Genomic DNA, 18,006 nt, shown 5'->3' with positions numbered 1-18,006 from the left:
AAAGCAAATTGAAGCTGCCGGACGAGAAGCAGCCGAAATCCGGCAGCCGTATTAAGTACTATCTTCTTCTGATTATTTTTCCTTCCCTGTTGCGCCGCGAGTCATTTCTGTAGTCTCGATCGTTTTCATCATGACCTGGCCCGACATCTTTTCTGTAACGGCGGTCGTCATACTTCGATTCACTTCTTTCGTATTTTTCTCGTTTGTCGTAGTCCTTCATTCTTTTATCGACATAATATTTTCGCGGAGGATCAAAATGACGTTTCTTGAAACGCAATTTGTAAAAAACATCTCTTATATGTCTTTCGTGGATCATATAATCGCGGATATTTCGAGAGTAGAAATGTTTATAGGGGACAAAGCACCAATAATCCGGAATAGTAATCCAATTGAAAGATATTCTCAAACCGATATCGAGTCTGAAATGCGATGTATAAGGCATCGGAGCCCATCCGATATAATCGTCGTCGTATCTCCATTCGACCCACGCAGGGCCCCACTCGTCGTCGGGAAACCAAATCCATCCGTATCTCGGATGATATTCCCATCTGCCGTAATGAAAAACAATTTCACCGAACGGTTCGTATGAGACCCAGCTCCATCCGACCGATGTCCATTTCCAACGACCTATCGTATAAGGTTTCCAATCCATATGCACAAACGTCGGTCTCCATACGTTTATGTTATGCCCGAGCATAATCCATTCGCCGTAAGGTTTCAGCGCTCTGTAAAAGTCTGGATGCTTACGATGCAAAGCTTCCGAATTTATCGCTGTCAATATCAAAAAGGTCAGGATTAAAATCATCTTTTTCATGACAACCTCCTTTTTCTTATTTTTGTCGCAACAAATATGCCGTTATTTGAAAGCCTTTATTAAATATTTTTCACATATTGCACTGCAGAGTGTACACTAAAGAGTACATTTTTGATTTTTGTTAGTACAACTTAAAAAGGAGCAAAAATGCCAAAGAAGTTTTTCCTCGAAAAGCGTCCTCATAACGCAATGTCTTACGAAGAATATATGGACAATTTTCGAAATACGGTCGAAATGATTAAAAACAATTTGGATGAAATAGACGATCCGAATCTGAACTATATGATAATGAATTTTCAGAGGTCGCAAAGAATTGAAAAGAGTTATGTCGTAGACGACCAACTCTGCCAAATGGTAAAAAAAATAGATACGCCTCAACTATGGATGGTATTGACGGAAAACTGGTGCGGCGATTCTGCGCAGACTCTGCCTTATATCAACAAGATTGCAAAGTGCAATCCGATTATAGAATTAAAAATACTGGAAAGAGACAAGAACATCGATATAATGGATCTTTATTTGACAAACGGTTCGAGGAGCATACCGAAATTAGTGGCATTCGATTATGAAGGCAATGAATTATTCCAGTGGGGACCTCGTCCCAAAGAAGCTCAGGATTTAATCATACGAGCCAAGGAAGCCGGTAAGTCGAAAGAAGCATTTATGAAAGAATTGCATCTTTGGTACGGCAGAAACCGGGGCAAAGCCATCGAAGAAGAATTCAAAGATATTATCGGCAATTTGATTCAGTCTTCGTAACTGAAGGGAAAAATAATTTTAACGCGGGATTTTACTTCTTTACCGTTATCTCTTGCCGGATTGAATGCCGTTCTGTAAAGAGCGGATTCAACGGCATCGTCGCATCCGTAACCGATTCCTTTTAATATTTTCGTGTCGATTACAATACCGAATTCGTTAATTTCCGCCTCGATTACAATTTCGCCTTTCAGTTTAAGTCTTTTGGCAATCTGAGGAATTTCCAGGTTGTCGTTTATACTCTTTAACCCGCCTTTCGGATAAGGACATTCTTCATAATCGCAAATAATTTCTGTTTTGGTCGACTTATCGGGCGGAGTTACAGTCTCCGTATCCATCTTGCTGACAATCGTTTCTGAATTCTTTGCAGCCAGGTTCCTGTCGAATATTTTAAACTGGACGTAGAGCGTAACGCGGCTTTCGACGGGTTTGCCTGCGGTCTGACCGGGAATAAATTTAGTTTTTTTTACGGCTTCCTGAGCCGCCTCGTCGCAGCCGAGCCCGAGGCTTTTTACAATTTCAACGTCTTTTACATCGCCTTCTTTGTCAACGGTTGCTATTAGAATCACTTCGCCTTCGAGTCCGTAGAGCAGAGCATGTTCGGGATAAACCAGATTTTTCTGGATTGCATCGATTCCGTCGATTGGCACAGGGCATATTTCAGCGTCGCAAATTAATTCCTGTTTTTTTCTTTTAATCAATTCTCTTTGTTTATTGCCCGCAAGATATTGTTCGGGTAAAGGTCGGTAATCGGGATCCATATCGAAGCGGTTTCTTTTTACCAGTCTGCCGCTTTCGTAAATTGAAATTTCTCGCAGCGAACCGTTCGGATAATAAATCCGTTCAGTTCCGTCCTTTACGCCGTTATTAACATCGTATTGCCGTTCGATTAAACCGTCCGGATAATAAAATATAACTTTACCGTGTAGAATTCCGTTACTGAATTCTTTGTAGGATTTCAGATTACCGTTAGGATAATATTCAACGGCAGCTCCGTCGAGAACGTCATTTACATAAGAAATTTCCGACCGGATGCTGCCGTCGGGATAGTAACTTCTGCTGACACCGTTTTGAGCAAAAAGACATATATTAATTAAAAACAATAAACGGAAATACTTAATCATCATTACTATTCGATTACTCCGAGCGAATTTTCCAGGTCTTGAATAATATCGTCTGCGTTTTCGAGTCCTACCGCAATTCTGATTCCGCCGGCGTCGATTCCCCTGTCGGCAAGTTGTTCCGGAGGCACAACCGAATGAGTCATCGAAGCAGGATGTTCAATCAGCGTTCTCGTATGCCCCAAACTAACCGCAAGCGTCATAGTGTAAGCGTGGTCGGCGGCATAATCCATAAATTTAATTCCGTTGTTTTTGCTTTCGAGCGGAGAGCTTCCTTTTATAACGAAATAAATCAAACTGCCCGGCGCAAAATTGCCGTCGAAATCGATCATCTGTTTTTTTGCCAGTTCATAATTTTTGAAGATTTTTAGTCCGGGATAATTTACGAATTCTATCTTCGGATGAGTGTTCAAATATTCGGCAATTTTCATTGCGGTTTCAATCTGTTTTTTCATTCGAATCGGAAGCGTGGGTAATCCGTAAGTCAAAATAGACCAGGCGCTTTTGGGATTGAGCACCGCTCCGAAATCTTTTCTGTACAATTGCAGCATATCCTGATATTCTTTTCTGCCGATTACAATTCCGCCCATATCCGTTCCGAATCCGCCTATCCCTTTTGTAAGAGAATGAACTACGAAATCGGCGCCAAGTTCTATCGGTCTTTGACAGTAAGGCGTTGCAAACGTATTGTCGATTACTATATTAATTCTGTTTTCCGGCTTACGTTGTTCATTAATTTTGTCGACAATTTCGCGAACTTTTGCGATATCGATAATCTCAAGGTTAGGATTAGCCGGAGTTTCAAAATAAATTACTTTAGTGTTGTCCGTCAATTTAGTATAGATATTATCCGGATTCTTCAGGTCGACGGGATTCCATTTGATATTATATCTGGGATACCAGTTACTCAATAAAGACAAAGTGCAACCGTACAAAGTATTGTGGGTAATAATTTCGTCGCCGGATTTAGTGAGAATTCCGAGAACGGCAGAAATTGCACCCATTCCGCTGGCAAAACTTACAGCCATTTCGCCTTTTTCCACATAGGCGATATTTTCTTCGAGCATATCCTTATTCGGTTCTCCAAGCCGGTCATATATAAAAATTGGTTGACCTTCTCCGAAAATTTTAGTGTTTGCAAATTGCGAAAAACCCTGAGCTCCCCTTTCAACAGAATCGAGTCTGAATGTAGTTGAAGACGAAATCGGAGCGGTAACGTGATGAGCGTAATCCCATTTATCGGTTTTGTATTTTCCGTAAATCAGATGAGTGCCCATCGAATACTTCGATTCATCGATTATCTGGTTGTTCTTTTTTTCTTCAGACATGACACACTCCTATTTTTTTCTTACCCTTAAATTATACAATCCCCGCATTCTAAAAAAACGGAATCGGATTATTTTGAAAGCATGTTCAGAATTTTGAGACGTGATCTTCGACTGCGGCTACAATTTTTTGAAATGATGCGTTTGGTTCGGGTTCCAAAACAGTCCAGATTACTTCATACGTTAATTCTTCGCCGGGTTGAATTTTACTAAATTTCCCCTGATTTTCCAGTTCCAGGAAATCGTCGTCGCGGCTCACATAAAACAAAACGGCGCCTTCGCCGGGGGCGGCTTCCCCTTCTTTAATACTCTCGAAAATTTTAATGAAAATTAAATCGTTATACAAATACGCCGACCACCCTCCCGACGATCGAGACGCCGAAAGCTGAGGCTTGGTCAGTAATTCTTTAACGCTGCTTTTATACCTGAAAATATTTCCATGTTTATCGGTTTTTGACAATTCGAAGGTTTTGGGATTTAGATTTTCGTCATCGGAAGAAAAGAAAAATTCTCCTCCTTTATTGACTCTTGTAATTTCCCACGGAGCCGTAAAAACGGATTCTTTGTTACAATTAATTATTTTGTATTTAATTATAAACGAATCGTCATAGTGGTGAGGGGAAATTTCCTTAATTACTTTTATGTTCGTTAAGCCGTCGATACTGCTCGTAAGTATTATAGAATTACCGGTTCTATTAAAGGAATAAGGCGAAGAATCGATATTTGCCGGAGGCGGCCAATTCCATACGGCTTGCGGAGATGTCCAAAAAGTTGAACCGACGGAAAGTAAATCGTCCGAGTTATTGCGAATCAGCTCCGACTCCCCGTATTTGAAAGAAATTATTCTGCCTCCGTATCGGGGCGAAACTGCCATAACAGAATTACGATTAGAAAGGTTTAAACTATCTGCGAAAAAATCTTGCATGTATTTCAAATCAGATCGTGCTCGGCGAGCCAATCGTCGTTATAGATGGTTGAAAAATATTTATATCCGCTGTCGCAAATGACAGTAACGATATTTGCCGGTCTGTTGATTTCTTTAGCCAATTTAACCGCCGCCCAGATGTTTGCGCCGCTCGAACCTCCCGCTATTATGCCTTCTTCGTACGCCAATTTTTTTGTCCACCCGAAAGCTTTCTTGTCGTCGACCTGATACATATCGTCGAGATACTCGAACTGAGCCGTTTTAATAATAAACTCGTCGCCCATGCCTTCAATCAAATAACGCGAAGGTTTTATCAACTTTTTATTTTTAAAATACTCATAGAATACCGAGCCGACAGGGTCGACGCCGATAACTTTAACGTCCGGATTTTTTTCTTTTAGAAATCTGCCCGTTCCCGAAATTGTTCCTCCCGTGCCGAAAGCTCCTATCAAATAGTCGACTTTTCCGTTCATCTGTTCCCATATTTCAGGGCCTGTTGTCATATAATGAGCTTCGTTATTATCAAGATTATTATGTTGGTCGATATAATAAACCGAAGGATTTGCTTTGGCATAGTTAAGAGCGTAATTATTGTACGAGTTCGGGTCTTCGGGAGGCAGACTGGCGTCAACTTTAATTACGTCTACGCCGAGAATTTCGAGCATTTTAATCTTTTCTTTGCTAGTAGTATCGCGGATTACGATTTTCAAGTTATAACCTTTTTGCCTGCAAACGATGGCAAGTCCAAGCGCTGTATTCCCCGAAGAATTTTCAATTATCGTATCTCCGGGTTTTATTTTTCCTTCCCTCTCCGCTTTTTCGATCATATACTTTGCAATCCTGTCCTTTATGCTGCCGCCGGGATTCATAAATTCAAGTTTGGCATAAATATCGGCTTTAAGGTCTTTGGATATGTTGTTTAATTTTACAATCGGCGTTCTGCCAATTGCATCCAGAATATTTTGATAGCAAAAATTTCTCATCGTATTTCCGTTAAATTAATGAATACCCGCGCAGGAATTCTTCCGAAGTCATGGTTTTTCTGCCTTCGGGTTTTATTTGAAGTATTTGAAGCGTACCCTCTCCCGTCCCGATAAAAATTTCTTTTTTTGTCTGATGAATTTCAGAAGGTATTAGTGCCGGTTCTTTTACAACCGCGGATTTATAAACCTTATACGTTTTATCGTTATGTACAAAAAAAGCTCCCGGATGAGGCGAAAGTCCTCTGATTAAATTATGAATTTTTTTTGCAGGCAAATTCCAATCGATACGGCACAATTCTTTTGTTATTTTCGGAGCCATTGTAACTTGAGCCGGATCCTGTTTTTGCAAAGTATAATTTCCCGATTCAATTAAATCGACCGTTTTAAGGAGCAATTCTGCGCCTTCTGTCTTCATTTTATCGTAGAGCGAACCGTAATCGTCGTCGTCTTCTATTTTTATTTTTTGCTGGAGAATAATATTTCCTGTGTCGACTTTTTCATCGATAAAAAAAGTAGTCAGTCCGGTTTCTTTATCTCCGTTAATTAAAGCCCATTGGATGGGCGCGGCGCCGCGGTATTTCGGAAGAAGCGAGCCGTGCAAATTAATTGTTCCGGCAGGCGGAATTGTAAAGACTTTTGCGGGAAGTATTCTGAATGCTACAACCACAAACAAATCGGCATTTATTTCTTTCAGCAGATTAATAAAAGAATCATCTGTTAAATCCGAAGGAGTAACGACTTTTAAATTATTTCTGAGGGCAACTTCTTTTACAGGCGTAGGCGTTATTTTGCGGCCGCGTCCTCTTTCTTTATCGGGTGCGGTTACTACGAGTTTTACATTGTGTTCGCTGGCGATCAGACGTTCCAATGAAGGGACGGCAAAATCGGGCGTGCCCATAAAAACAAGATCCAATTCTTTCCTCCGTGCGATTAATCGGATACCGGATAGTCGATTTCAACTTCTTTTTTGCGAATCTTTTCGAGTTGTTCCTTAAGTTGCTTTTTGACTTCGTCGGCGACTCTGTCGGGTATCATTTTCCCAATCAAGTGGTCGTACTCGTGCAATATGACCCTGGCTAAGAAGTCGGAAGCTTCCATTTCCCGAATATTTTCGTCAGTGTCGAGATATCTAACTTTAATTTCTTTCGGTCTTTCAACGTCGGCTCGCAGCGTCGGTAAACTGAGGCACCCTTCTTCCATCGATATCAATTCGTCCGATTCTTCGATAATTTCGGGATTAATCATAACAAGCGGCTTGAATTTTTCGTATCCTTCCACATCTTTCAAATCGATAACAAATATGGATTTGTCGATCCCTACCTGATTTGCCGCCAGTCCTACTCCGTACGCTTTGCGCATCGTTTCAAACATATTCCGTATATAGTCGATAACTGTATCGTCTATTTGTTCAATTTTCTTTGCCTTCTGTCTCAATATTTTGCTGCCGTATATTTTAATGGGTAAAACAGCCATTTAAACTCCGTATGAATTATTGTTTATTAATTATTTCCGCGCTTAGGTCCTTATATAACAAAACTTCGCTCGAATAAAAATACATTCTAATCAACAACCGAAAAATAACTAAGATTTGTTGAAGAATAAAGGCAATCGCCAAAAAGTAATAAGGAGTTCGCGGCAAAAAGTAGACAATCACGTTGTAAAGGAGAGCTCCCCCCGCTCCTATCAGGGCAATAATTAAGAATGCGGAGAATGTAATCCTGAAATTGTCGTATATAAAACGGGCGGATTTCGATATATAGTTCAATATGTTGTGATTATCTTCGATTGCGAGAGAAACTTTAGTATAATCGGAAACGATAGAAATAATTCCTATTAAAAAAATAAGAAAAGAGTATCGCAAACTGCGAATAACAAATTCCGCCAGCGCGTTTTCGGAATTCCGGAATAAATACGAAATCACATTTCCGAGTGTATCGTTAAGTATAAAACCGAGAGCATATAATAGAGTCGATACGAGAACCACTTTGAAAAACCGGAAGAAGTACTTCACCCCGCCATAAAAGAAATCGACCATGTGATTTTTTTCGTGATAATTGAATACCGAGATCAGTCCGCCAAGATAAAAAGTCTGAATTAATGTATAAATAACAACAACGACATAAATTAGCAGCGGAATTTGATCGAGTTGCGTTTTATTCAGATTCTGGAATTGAATATACCAGAAATAGTCGAATTGTTTGTTTAACTGATCGCTTATAATGGAATGGCTCAGACTGTTTTCAAGCAGAGTATAAATCACTACGCTGGTTAAGAGAGCGAATGCTGAATTCGTAATCCAGAGCAGAACTACAAATTTAGCGTTGTAAAACACAAGTCGCGAAGCCTGAACGAGAGTATCTTTAATTGTTAATTTCACCCGATGCTCCCGAGAATTATCAAAGCGTTTTGCACCCAGAAAAACCAGCGGGCTGAAATCGACAAAGAAGCCCAATATCTTTTTTCAATCATGTAGGAATTGTTTGCAAAGTCGATATCAAGAAGATTTTTTCTGTGAGGGTCAATTTCCGCGCCGAGCGCTTTATCTTCAGTCTCAAAATAAAATATTTTCCACCTGGAGTCGTCTTCCCATTTTGCGTATAAAGTGTCGTTCTCGGTGTAGAAGGCTATATCGTTTTTGAAAAAACCGTCGCCTTTTCGTTCGGCAGTTACGGCGTACAGATTATTGCCCGCTTTATTTACGGATGTAATGGAATAATCGAAAATTTTTGAATCGGAATAAAATTCCTTAAAAAACCAATCCATGTCTTCGCGCGCAAAGCGTTTTACGAGGTTAATAAAATCTTTTGCTTTTACGTGTCTGAATTTGAAAGCGTTATAATATTCCTTAAGAATTCTATCCATTTTATCTGAACCGAGATACCTTTCGAGCGTGTGCAGCATAAGTTCCGGTTTGGAATAGGAATTAACCACATAGGCAAGCCTTCCCGGTTGAGCGTAGGAAAGGTCGGCTATTGATCCGATAGTGAGATTTCTGTAATAAACTGCGGCGCTATTGGCGCCAATCGTTATCGGTATGTCTGCAATAGTATAAATTATCGGGATTTCATTATAAGACAGGAAATTGAGTCCGAACACAGGAATGAATTTGGCGATGCGAAAGTAAGAGAGGATATCGGGGTAAAACTCGTACATAAATTTAGTTGCAAAATACGAGGCAAATCCCTCGTCGAGCCAGGCTTCGTAAACTTCGTTATTGGCAATAATTCCCTGGAAATATTGATGCGCAAACTCATGCGCAACCAGATATTCAGGCCAGCCGGTTTTTTGAGGCGAGAATAAATCCGCGCTTACCGTAAATACTGTGGGATATTCCATTCCACCCGAAGCCGAGGTACGCGGCACATCCACCATCGTTAAATTGCTGTAGGGATAAATTCCGACTTTCTCTTCAAAATAGGCGAGGCAATTAATAACTGCATTTTTATATCTTTCCGTGTACTTGGTTCGTTCCGGCTGAATAAAAAGATTTACATTGACTATCGAACCGTCCTTCCTTTTGTAATAAGCTTTTTCGTATTCAATTTTATCCGTTACAGCCCAAACAAAATCGTGAATCCCAGACTGAACTACTGTGTATTTCCTGCTAACGCCTTTCTCTTGAACGTCAATTATTTCTCCGCCTGCAATCAATGTAAAATTCTTCGGTATATTAATCGTCAATCTGTATTCTCCGAAATCGGAATAATAATTCAGATACGGGTAATACGAACTGCATACCCACCTGCCGTCCTCAAAAACTCCGACTTTAGGATACCATTGAGAAATAAAGTCAAAATTTCGTCCGCGGGCTGTGCCGAACCTTTTGACCGACACCGGAATTTTAAGAGTATATTTAATATTGATTTTAACCGTATCTCCGGGATTAGCTTTTTTTCTAAGAATAAATTTAGCAACCGTGCTGTCGTACGGATTGACGATTTCCGGATTCACGTAAATTAAATCTTTCCTTTCGCCTTCGGCTTCCACAAATTCAATATTAACGCGAGTCATATTTTCTTTTTTTAGACGATATGCCTGCGCAAAAAAAGTATTGTTATTGCTGTATGCATTCGGATACAAATGGAGGTATATTTCTTCAGTCGGGTATTCAGTATTATTAATCCATCGGATTTCTTCACGGACGTCGGCTACATCATTAATCGGGTCATAATCGATGATGAAGTTATAGTTGGCAACGGGGTTAAAGGTTGTGATTTCCGATTTTATTAATCCTTTTTCGTACCCGTTAATTTTGCCGCTATATAAAAAATCGGATACGGACTTTTCTTCGGAATATTGTACGATAACTCCTATTAAAAGGATAGACAGAATAATATAACGGATTTTCATAGTCGTTAAACATAAAAATGAGGCGGGATTAATTCAATAAAAAAGGCTGCCTCAAGCAGCCTTTTTTAATCTTATTTTATCTCTATGGTTCTGGGTTTGATCCTTTCGTGTTTCGGCAGTCTTATTTCGAGTATGCCGTTTTCGAGATGAGCTTCGATATTCGACTCGTCGATTGAATCGCCGATTTTGAAGCTGCGGTAGAAGTTTCCAGTTTCCGTTTCTTTCAAAACGTATTTTCTGTTGACGGCTTCGTCGAAATTGATTCTGCCCATTATAATCAGATGTTCGTCTTCGAGTTTTATTTTAAGATTTTCTTTAGTAACTCCGGGTAAATAAGCGTTCAGATAATAATCGTTATCGGTTTCATAAATATCTACCAAAGGAGCAACCCACGATTCTCTTTCGAGAGCTTCTTCCCAGCTTTTCTGGGTCTGGCTCTGAACTTCCATTACGTCTTTTGTTTCTGCCATAGTTATCACCTCCTTTTTTTATTAAACTTTATATTTATTTATCGTCGTCTACAACTTCGTAGGAAGCGTCTTCAACATCGCCTTCAGTTTTAGGTTCGGATTCGGTTTTGGCGCTTCCGTCGCCCGGAGCTTGTTGCGCTCCCGGTTGTCCTTGCTGTTGATAGAGAGTCTGTGCAATTTCGTTCCAAGCTTTTGTCAGACTGTCTGCAGCAGTTTTAATTTGATCGACGTCGTTCGATTTAAGAGCGTCTTCAACTTTCTGAATTTCGCTTTCGAGTCTGCTTTTTTTGTCTGCGGGCAATTTATCGCCCAGTTCGTTGATCTGTTTCTTCGTCTGGAATACCAGATTATCCGCATTGTTCCTGATTTCAACAGCCTCTTTCTTTTTCTTGTCCTCTGCAGCGTGAGCTTTGGCTTCCTGCTTCATCTTTTCGATTTCTTCTTTCGACAGACCGCTCGAAGATGTAATTCTGATGCTTTGTTCTTTATTAGTGGCTTTGTCTTTAGCCGATACGTGCAAAATACCGTTAGCGTCGATATCGAATGTTACCTCGATTTGAGGCACTCCTCTCGGAGCCGGCGGAATTCCGTCGAGATGGAACCGACCGAGAGTTCTGTTATCTGCAGCCATCGGACGCTCGCCTTGTAGTACGTGAATTTCCACAGAAGGCTGATTGTCCGCAGCCGTCGAGAATATTTCACTCTTACGCGTCGGTATTGTCGTATTAGCGGGAATCAGTACCGTCATAACGCCGCCTAAAGTTTCGATACCGAGCGAAAGCGGAGTAACGTCGAGCAAGAGAACGTCTTTCACGTCGCCTGCAAGAACGCCTCCTTGAATTGCAGCTCCGATTGCCACAACTTCGTCGGGATTAACTCCTTTATGAGGCTCTTTGCCGAAAATTTTCTTAACTATTTCCTGAACTTTCGGTATACGGGTCGAACCGCCGACCAGGATTACTTCGTCAATTTGAGAAGGAGTAACGCCTGCGTCTTTCATCGCTTTTTCACACGGCTCGACCGTCTTCTGAATCAGGTCGTCTATCAATTGTTCGAATTTTGCTCTTGTAATCGTAATGTTAAGATGTTTGGGACCGTCCTGAGTAGCTGTAATGAACGGTAAATTAACGTCTGTTTGAGCGGACGATGAAAGTTCAATTTTTGCTTTTTCGGCGGCTTCTTTCAGTCTCTGCAACGCCATCGGGTCTTTTCTAAGATCGATTCCTTCCTGTTTCTGGAATTCGTCTGCAAGATAATTAATCAAACGCTGATCGAAATCGTCGCCGCCTAAATGAGTGTCGCCGTTTGTCGATTTAACTTCAAAAACGCCTTCGCCAATCTGAAGAATCGAGATATCGAACGTACCTCCGCCTAAGTCATATACGGCAACCAACTGGTCTTTATGTTTTTTATCGAGACCGTAAGCCAGAGCTGCGGCTGTAGGTTCGTTTATAATTCTCCTGACTTTCAAACCTGCAATTTCGCCTGCGTCTTTAGTAGCCTGTCTTTGAGCGTCGTTGAAATATGCAGGCACAGTAATAACAGCTTCAGTAACTTCCTGACCGAGATAATCTTCGGCCGTTTTTTTCATCTTTTGGAGTATCATAGCGGAAATTTCAGGCGGAGAATAGAGTCTGTCCCCAATCTTAACGCGCGCAGAACCGTTGTCAGATCCAACCACTTCATAAGGAACTTCTTTAATTTCCTGCTGAACTTCATCAATTCGCCTTCCCATAAATCGCTTTATCGAAAAGACAGTATTTTTCGGATTTGTAATTGCCTGTCGTTTTGCAGGTTGACCGACAAGAATTTCGCCGTTCTTTGTAAATGCAACAACGGACGGAGTAGTTCTTCCGCCCTCGGAATTAGGTATAACTACCGGTTCGTTGCCTTCCATCACAGCGACACACGAATTAGTAGTACCCAAGTCAATTCCAATAATTTTTCCCATTTTCTTCTCCTTTTATTTCTTTTTTTGTTCTATAAAAAATAAGAAAGAATAGAGTTGAAGCGGATTACTTCAACTCTATTACTTTTTCTTTCTTTGGTTTCGGATTTAATTTTTTCAGTCTGATATTGAGCATGCCGTTGTCGAATTTGGCTTCAACATTGTCGGCATCCACTTCAGTCGGAAGCGTGAACGATCTCTTGAAGCTGCCGAATACACGCTCGGAGCGATAATAATTTTTATCTTTCTTTTCTTCTTCTTTTTTCTTTTCACCTTCTATGGTTAAAATGTTATCTTGCAGTGTAATTTTTACATTTTCTTTTTTAACGCCGGGAATTTCGGCAACTACATGGATCGAATCGTTGTCCTCTGAAATATCGATGCGAGGATTGAAATTATCGGCAAATGTAAAACCAAAGTTGGTGAAATCTTCAAAATATCTCTGGATTCTGTCATGCAAGGTTTCGAGTTCTTTCAAAGGTTCAAATTTTACGAGTGTCATAGCCATCACCTCCTTTTTTTGGTTTTACATATTTTCGCTTATAATAATCACAATACGCGTGCCAAAACCCGTATATTTTCGTAACTTATTGTAATAAAATAAATTACAGCAAATTAAGCTGACATTATGAAATTAAGTAATTATGACATATCTCTGACATAATGAAACTATTTCTTTAATATTGACAAAAATGGCAGACAAAAATTCACAAGAAATTACGGAGGTAAAAAGTGTTTAATATTGAAGAATTCGATATTAAGCTCGATACTGAAATTATAGGACGTAATTTTGTCTATTGCGACGAGGTAGAATCGACCAACGATCTTCTTCTTAAATCCAAGGATTTCAATCAGCATGGCACGGTCTTGCTGGCAGAATATCAAACGCACGGCAAAGGCAGAAAAAACCGGGAATGGATCAGCAATTCGGGACAAAATCTTACATTTTCGATTTTGCTCAAACAAAATTATCCCGAAAAAAAGATTAATCTTATAAACTTGCTTTCTTCCTTATCGGTTGCCCAGGCGCTGGAAAATTTATACCAATTAAACGTCGAATTGAAATGGCCAAACGACGTTCTTGTAAATAAAAAGAAAATTGCAGGAATACTGCTCGAATCTACGTCAAAAGGGAAAAAAATCGAAAAGCTTGTCGTAGGAATCGGCATTAACGTTAATCAGCCGAATTTCCCCGGCAAATTCGAAATTCAACCCACTTCTATAAGGAAAGAATTTAAATCGATAGTGAGCCGGGAACGATTACTGAGCGAAATTTTGAACTTGTTCGAGAATCTGCTCGAAACCGCATTTGAAAAACCGGAGAAAATTCTGAACGACTGGCGAGAACGATGCAAAATGATCGGAGAAAAAGTTAAGATAATTCAGGATAAGAGAACTGTAGTAGGAGTTTTTGACGATATCGACGACGACGGGTATTTGATTCTTAAAACTACGGACAAGCTCGAAAAAATTCATTACGGGGACGTTAGTCTGAGATAATTGAAGGCGACACTGTGAAGAATATATATCTGGATAATGCCGCAACTACGCCGACCGATCCGAGAGTGGTCGAAAAAATGCTGCCGTATCTGAATGAGTATTTTGGGAATCCGTCATCAATACATTCATACGGCAGAAAAGCCCGCGTAGCGGTCGAAGAAGCCCGCGAAGTTATAGCCGAATTTATAAATTGCAAAGCGGGCGAAATCTATTTTACGAGCTCCGGCACCGAAGCCAATAATTTTGTGTTGTTTGGAATCGCCAAAACGGAATTGATTGAATCCGGCAGAAAGAGCGTTATAACTTCTTTATCCGAACATCATTCGGTTCTTGAAACCTGCGATAAATTAGCTGACGAAGGCTTTACAATACACAGAGCTGCGGTCGATAAAAATACATCTGTGCCGCCACGAAATATCACTGAATTAATTGATAACGACACATCTTTAATTTCTGTAATTCATGTTAATAACGAAACCGGAATTATTAATAATATAGAAGAGCTGTCCGCGCAAAAACCGCTCGATATTTTTTTGCACACGGACGGCGTGCAGAGTTTCGGAAAAATTAAAACAGACGTAAATCAATTGGGAGTCGACGCTTTCACTGCTTCGGCTCATAAAATTAGAGGACCGAAAGGCGTCGGATTTGCTTACGTAAAATCCGGGACTCCGTTATCGCCTTTGATTTTCGGAGGAGCTCAAGAAAGGAATCGAAGAGGCGGCACTGAAAACGTACCGGCTATTGTCGGTTTCGCGGAAGCCGTAAAAATTGCATCGAAAGAGATGCATAACAATTACGAATATGTGAAATCTTTGCAAAAACGATTTCTCGAAGGTTTGTCTTCATTGAACGACAACAGTTTTATCATCAACGGAGAACCGCATAAGTTTCCTTATATTACAAGCATCACCCTCTTATCCGGTTATTACAATAACGATATAGAAGCAATCTTAATGTATCTCGATATTAACAGGATTGCGGTTTCGAGCGGAGCCGCATGCACGTCCGGCGCTCTTAAACCTTCGCATGTATTGTTGAATTCCGGCATGAAATACGAAGACGCGGCAGGCACAATACGATTTTCGCTCGGCGCGACTAATACTCCGGAAGAAATCGATTATACTCTCGATATATTAAAAATATTGCTGCGAAAATTTCGGAAGTAATCACGTCAAATAATCGATCATCAAACTCAATTTTTCTTTGAGTTCTTTCCTATTTACGATGAAATCAAGGAAACCGTTTTCCAAAAGGAATTCCGAGCGTTGAAATCCTTCCGGTAAATCTTTCCCTATCGTTTGTTTGATAACTCTGGGTCCTGCAAATCCGATTAAAGCTTTTGGTTCCGCAATGATTACGTCGCCCAGCATTGCAAAACTTGCCGTAACTCCACCCGTAGTAGGATCGGTTAAAACGGAGATATAAGGAATTCCCGCGTCTGCCAAACGCGCAAGCCGCGAGCTCGTTTTTGCCATCTGCATTAATGAAAATGCGCCTTCCATCATACGCGCTCCGCCGCTTTGACTGATGATAACGAGCGGAATTTTATTCTGATACGCAACGTCTGTTATACGCGCAATCTTCTCGCCTACCACCGAGCCCATGCTTCCGCCGATAAAACGAAAATCCATTACTGCCATAGCGGACTTTTTACCGTTTATCTTTCCAGTTCCTGTTCTCACCGCGTCGTTAAGTCCGGTTTTCTTTATCGTATCGTTTATTCTGTCGGTGTATTTTTTAGTGTCTTCGAAGCGGAGCGGATCGCCGGATTTCATTTTTTTGTCGTATTCTTTGAATGTGCCTTTATCGAATATTATCGAAATGTATTGGTCGCTGCCGATTCTGAAGTGATAATTGCATTTTGGGCAGACCCACAAGTTAGATTCCAGTTGTCTGTTATGTATGATTTCGCCGCAATCGTTGCACTTTGACCATTGTCCGTCAGGTATATCGGTCTTTTTGCTTTCGGGCGATATATTTTCTTTTTTTCTTCTGAACCAGGGCATTATTTTTTCCTAATTATGTTGGCGGTAACAGTTATTACTTGTTTCGGGTTATCGGGGTCGTTACTGAATATTGTGATTGTTCTTACCAATTCCCCTTCTCTACCCTTAGTATCGAGTTTAACCTTCAGTTCGTTTTCTTTGCCGGGATCGATTTGAGCGCTTGAAATTAATGCCGCGGTACACCCGCACGTGCTTTTAATATCCCTTATTACAAGTGTCGATTTACCGGAATTTTTAATCTTTACCGCAGCTTCTTTTAGAGCGCCTTCTTCGATTTCACCGAAATCAATTTTATTTTTTTCAAGTTCGATATTCGGAGCCGATTCCGGATTTTGATTAGACAATTTCGCTACCACATTTGCCCGGAATGTAAGCTTGAGATATGAATTTTCTGGATCGTTGGAAAATACGTAGACATGTTTAAATTGTTGTCCGTATCTCCCTTTCGAATCGAATTTAACTTTTATTTTCGCGCTCTCTCCGGGTTCTAGTTCTTTCTTGGTCGGCATTGCGGCGGTGCATCCGCACGAAGCGCGAACTCGTTCAATTACAAGTTTTCCTTCGCCTTTATTCATTATTACAAATTCATGATTTACCGTTTCCCCTTCGATAATTTCCCCGAAGTCATATTCCGGTTCGGGAGAAAATATTTTAGGATCTTTTTCCTGCGCATTGGCAAATCCTGCAATAACTAAAAGTAAAACCAATAATTTAAGAGCTCTTTTCATTTTTTAACCCTGGCTATAAATTTTTTTAAATAAAACGGTTCGAGGTAATCATAATCCGTAACTTTATCCCCGAATTCGCGCGCCCAAACGGCAATATGCGAAGCAGTAGGAGCCGTTATTTTTCGCGCCTCCGGTAAATTATAAATATCGGCGTATACAATATCCGCATCCGCAGCCTTTTTTTCAACTTCTTCTTTTAATATCAATTGCAACTCATCGACAACCGAATAAGAATTTCCATCGGATAAATACTTGGCATAATAAAAATCGTTTATGCTTGCCTTTTTGACAATGGCGAATTTTGTATTACGCGGCAACTCTTTCGTCAAATGAAAAGCGAACGCGTCGAAAGTCGGAACCGGAATTACAGGTTTATTCAATCCCATCGCGATCGATTTGGCTACGGTCATTCCGATTCTGAGACCGGTAAAAGAACCGGGTCCTGACGATACCGCAACCGAATCGATTTCCGGAAGTTGAATTCCAAAATTAGACCGTCCGAATTCAATCATATCGAATATCTTTTCCGAATGGATATTTTTTCTGACAAAGTTTAACTCGAACAGATCGTTTTCGTTATTAAAAAATGACACGCTGCAAACTTCGCCGGAAGTTTCAATCGACAATATCGTTTTGTTATTTTTCATTCTCGTAGATTTTGATTATTCTTTTCCCGTTCTCTTTTTCCGGAAAGTAGTTTAATTCCACTACAAAATAATTTTCAGGAAGTATTTCGTTCCAAAGATCTGCCCATTCTATAAAGACAATCGCATTTTCGTCGTTCAGATAGTCTTCGAAACCGATGTCGTAAAGTTCTTCCAATTTTTTTATTCTGTAAAAATCAAAATGATAGATACGATGCTTGCCTTCGTAAATATTTACGAGGGAAAAACTCGGGCTTGAAGTTTTATCTATTCCCAAATAATTGCAAATACAATTTACGAAAAAAGTTTTGCCCGCGCCCAGATTGCCTTTTAAAGCCACTATCGAACGCGGCGCGAGGATTTCGATAAATTCTTTCGCAACCGCGCACGTTTCCGCTTCGGAGTCGACTATTTTTTCATACGGAAGTTTCAT

19 protein-coding genes are annotated in these 18,006 nt (G+C 40.3%); 3 read left to right on the top strand and 16 right to left on the bottom strand.

Annotated features, from left to right (window positions below; all coding sequences use genetic code 11):
* Positions 1-58: 58 nt before the first annotated feature.
* Complete coding sequence (locus ACSSWA_RS08560; RefSeq protein ID WP_437356151.1) at positions 59-814, bottom strand: DUF6600 domain-containing protein; 756 nt, start codon at positions 812-814, stop codon at positions 59-61.
* 147 nt (positions 815-961) lie between these two features.
* Here ACSSWA_RS08560 and ACSSWA_RS08555 point away from each other — a divergent pair, with 147 nt between their 5' ends.
* Positions 962-1,573 carry a thioredoxin family protein gene (locus ACSSWA_RS08555; protein WP_437356150.1) on the top strand — a complete coding sequence of 204 codons (612 nt, stop codon included), beginning with the start codon at positions 962-964 and terminating at the stop codon, positions 1,571-1,573.
* Here the strand turns inward: ACSSWA_RS08555 and ACSSWA_RS08550 are convergent.
* From ACSSWA_RS08550 to ACSSWA_RS08500, 11 genes are all read right to left on the bottom strand, one after another.
* On the bottom strand, positions 1,561-2,697 hold the full coding sequence (locus ACSSWA_RS08550; protein WP_437356149.1) for a TonB family protein: 1,137 nt from the start codon (positions 2,695-2,697) through the stop codon (positions 1,561-1,563). The two genes, ACSSWA_RS08555 and ACSSWA_RS08550, sit on opposite strands and share 13 nt — an antisense overlap.
* 2 nt (positions 2,698-2,699) lie before the next feature.
* Positions 2,700-4,019 carry a trans-sulfuration enzyme family protein gene (locus ACSSWA_RS08545; protein ID WP_437356148.1) on the bottom strand — a complete coding sequence of 440 codons (1,320 nt, stop codon included), beginning with the start codon at positions 4,017-4,019 and terminating at the stop codon, positions 2,700-2,702.
* Between the two features lie 85 nt (positions 4,020-4,104).
* Positions 4,105-4,890, bottom strand: coding sequence for a DUF4380 domain-containing protein (locus tag ACSSWA_RS08540; protein WP_437356147.1), 786 nt, complete (start codon positions 4,888-4,890; stop codon positions 4,105-4,107).
* 56 nt (positions 4,891-4,946) lie between these two features.
* Positions 4,947-5,924, bottom strand: a complete 978-nt coding sequence (locus ACSSWA_RS08535) for a PLP-dependent cysteine synthase family protein (protein ID WP_437356146.1) — start codon at positions 5,922-5,924, stop codon at positions 4,947-4,949.
* A gap of 10 nt (positions 5,925-5,934) precedes the next feature.
* On the bottom strand, positions 5,935-6,837 hold the full coding sequence (fmt, locus tag ACSSWA_RS08530; RefSeq protein WP_437356145.1) for a methionyl-tRNA formyltransferase: 903 nt from the start codon (positions 6,835-6,837) through the stop codon (positions 5,935-5,937).
* Positions 6,838-6,854: 17 nt separating this feature from the next.
* Positions 6,855-7,397, bottom strand: coding sequence for a peptide deformylase (def, locus tag ACSSWA_RS08525; protein WP_437356144.1), 543 nt, complete (start codon positions 7,395-7,397; stop codon positions 6,855-6,857).
* A 16-nt stretch (positions 7,398-7,413) separates the two neighbouring features.
* The gene (locus ACSSWA_RS08520; protein WP_437356143.1) at positions 7,414-8,301 is read right to left on the bottom strand and encodes a hypothetical protein; all 888 of its coding nucleotides are present in this window, start codon (positions 8,299-8,301) and stop codon (positions 7,414-7,416) included.
* Positions 8,298-10,274, bottom strand: a complete 1,977-nt coding sequence (locus ACSSWA_RS08515; RefSeq protein WP_437356142.1) for a M1 family metallopeptidase — start codon at positions 10,272-10,274, stop codon at positions 8,298-8,300. Before ACSSWA_RS08515 ends, ACSSWA_RS08520 begins: the two co-directional genes overlap by 4 nt.
* Before the next feature lie 71 nt (positions 10,275-10,345).
* Positions 10,346-10,744 (bottom strand): Hsp20/alpha crystallin family protein, encoded by a 399-nt coding sequence (locus tag ACSSWA_RS08510; RefSeq protein ID WP_437356141.1) that lies wholly within the window; start codon positions 10,742-10,744, stop codon positions 10,346-10,348.
* 34 nt (positions 10,745-10,778) lie between these two features.
* Positions 10,779-12,695: a molecular chaperone DnaK gene (gene dnaK, locus ACSSWA_RS08505; protein WP_437356140.1), complete on the bottom strand. Its 1,917-nt coding sequence runs from the start codon at positions 12,693-12,695 to the stop codon at positions 10,779-10,781.
* A 64-nt stretch (positions 12,696-12,759) separates the two neighbouring features.
* A complete protein-coding gene (locus tag ACSSWA_RS08500) occupies positions 12,760-13,194 on the bottom strand; it encodes an Hsp20/alpha crystallin family protein (protein WP_437356139.1) in 435 nt (144 codons plus the stop codon).
* A gap of 230 nt (positions 13,195-13,424) precedes the next feature.
* Here ACSSWA_RS08500 and ACSSWA_RS08495 point away from each other — a divergent pair, with 230 nt between their 5' ends.
* Both ACSSWA_RS08495 and ACSSWA_RS08490 read left to right on the top strand, forming a co-directional pair.
* Positions 13,425-14,192 carry a biotin--[acetyl-CoA-carboxylase] ligase gene (locus tag ACSSWA_RS08495; RefSeq protein WP_437356138.1) on the top strand — a complete coding sequence of 256 codons (768 nt, stop codon included), beginning with the start codon at positions 13,425-13,427 and terminating at the stop codon, positions 14,190-14,192.
* Positions 14,193-14,206: 14 nt separating this feature from the next.
* Positions 14,207-15,361: a cysteine desulfurase family protein gene (locus ACSSWA_RS08490; RefSeq protein WP_437356137.1), complete on the top strand. Its 1,155-nt coding sequence runs from the start codon at positions 14,207-14,209 to the stop codon at positions 15,359-15,361.
* Here the strand turns inward: ACSSWA_RS08490 and accD are convergent, their stop codons facing one another.
* The 4 genes from accD to tsaE are packed head-to-tail and all read right to left on the bottom strand — an operon-like array spanning position 15,362 to position 18,006.
* A complete protein-coding gene (gene accD / locus ACSSWA_RS08485; protein WP_437356136.1) occupies positions 15,362-16,201 on the bottom strand; it encodes an acetyl-CoA carboxylase, carboxyltransferase subunit beta in 840 nt (279 codons plus the stop codon).
* Complete coding sequence (locus ACSSWA_RS08480) at positions 16,201-16,929, bottom strand: DUF1573 domain-containing protein (RefSeq protein WP_437356135.1); 729 nt, start codon at positions 16,927-16,929, stop codon at positions 16,201-16,203. Before ACSSWA_RS08480 ends, accD begins: the two co-directional genes overlap by 1 nt.
* Complete coding sequence (gene tsaB, locus ACSSWA_RS08475; protein ID WP_437356134.1) at positions 16,926-17,576, bottom strand: tRNA (adenosine(37)-N6)-threonylcarbamoyltransferase complex dimerization subunit type 1 TsaB; 651 nt, start codon at positions 17,574-17,576, stop codon at positions 16,926-16,928. The genes ACSSWA_RS08480 and tsaB overlap by 4 nt, the downstream gene beginning before the upstream one ends.
* Positions 17,566-18,006 carry a tRNA (adenosine(37)-N6)-threonylcarbamoyltransferase complex ATPase subunit type 1 TsaE gene (tsaE, locus tag ACSSWA_RS08470; RefSeq protein ID WP_437356133.1) on the bottom strand — a complete coding sequence of 147 codons (441 nt, stop codon included), beginning with the start codon at positions 18,004-18,006 and terminating at the stop codon, positions 17,566-17,568. Before tsaE ends, tsaB begins: the two co-directional genes overlap by 11 nt.

It is taken from the genome of Melioribacter sp. Ez-97, from assembly GCF_051488665.1.
Taxonomy (GTDB): Bacteria; Bacteroidota; Ignavibacteria; order Ignavibacteriales; family Melioribacteraceae; genus Melioribacter.
This window is presented reverse-complemented; position numbering and strand designations above follow the sequence as displayed.

Excerpts from the sequence above, each read along its gene's own strand:
- ACSSWA_RS08560 (WP_437356151.1), bottom strand. The coding sequence starts at position 814 with ATGAAAAAGATGATTTTAATCCTGACCTTTTTGATATTGACAGCGATA.
- ACSSWA_RS08555 (WP_437356150.1), top strand. The coding sequence starts at position 962 with ATGCCAAAGAAGTTTTTCCTCGAAAAGCGTCCTCATAACGCAATGTCT.
- ACSSWA_RS08550 (WP_437356149.1), bottom strand. The coding sequence starts at position 2,697 with ATGATGATTAAGTATTTCCGTTTATTGTTTTTAATTAATATATGTCTT.
- ACSSWA_RS08545 (WP_437356148.1), bottom strand. The coding sequence starts at position 4,019 with ATGTCTGAAGAAAAAAAGAACAACCAGATAATCGATGAATCGAAGTAT.
- ACSSWA_RS08540 (WP_437356147.1), bottom strand. The coding sequence starts at position 4,890 with ATGGCAGTTTCGCCCCGATACGGAGGCAGAATAATTTCTTTCAAATAC.
- ACSSWA_RS08535 (WP_437356146.1), bottom strand. The coding sequence starts at position 5,924 with ATGAGAAATTTTTGCTATCAAAATATTCTGGATGCAATTGGCAGAACG.
- def (WP_437356144.1), bottom strand. The coding sequence starts at position 7,397 with ATGGCTGTTTTACCCATTAAAATATACGGCAGCAAAATATTGAGACAG.
- ACSSWA_RS08515 (WP_437356142.1), bottom strand. The coding sequence starts at position 10,274 with ATGAAAATCCGTTATATTATTCTGTCTATCCTTTTAATAGGAGTTATC.
- ACSSWA_RS08510 (WP_437356141.1), bottom strand. The coding sequence starts at position 10,744 with ATGGCAGAAACAAAAGACGTAATGGAAGTTCAGAGCCAGACCCAGAAA.
- dnaK (WP_437356140.1), bottom strand. The coding sequence starts at position 12,695 with ATGGGAAAAATTATTGGAATTGACTTGGGTACTACTAATTCGTGTGTC.
- ACSSWA_RS08500 (WP_437356139.1), bottom strand. The coding sequence starts at position 13,194 with ATGACACTCGTAAAATTTGAACCTTTGAAAGAACTCGAAACCTTGCAT.
- accD (WP_437356136.1), bottom strand. The coding sequence starts at position 16,201 with ATGCCCTGGTTCAGAAGAAAAAAAGAAAATATATCGCCCGAAAGCAAA.
- ACSSWA_RS08480 (WP_437356135.1), bottom strand. The coding sequence starts at position 16,929 with ATGAAAAGAGCTCTTAAATTATTGGTTTTACTTTTAGTTATTGCAGGA.
- tsaB (WP_437356134.1), bottom strand. The coding sequence starts at position 17,576 with ATGAAAAATAACAAAACGATATTGTCGATTGAAACTTCCGGCGAAGTT.
- tsaE (WP_437356133.1), bottom strand. The coding sequence starts at position 18,006 with ATGAAACTTCCGTATGAAAAAATAGTCGACTCCGAAGCGGAAACGTGC.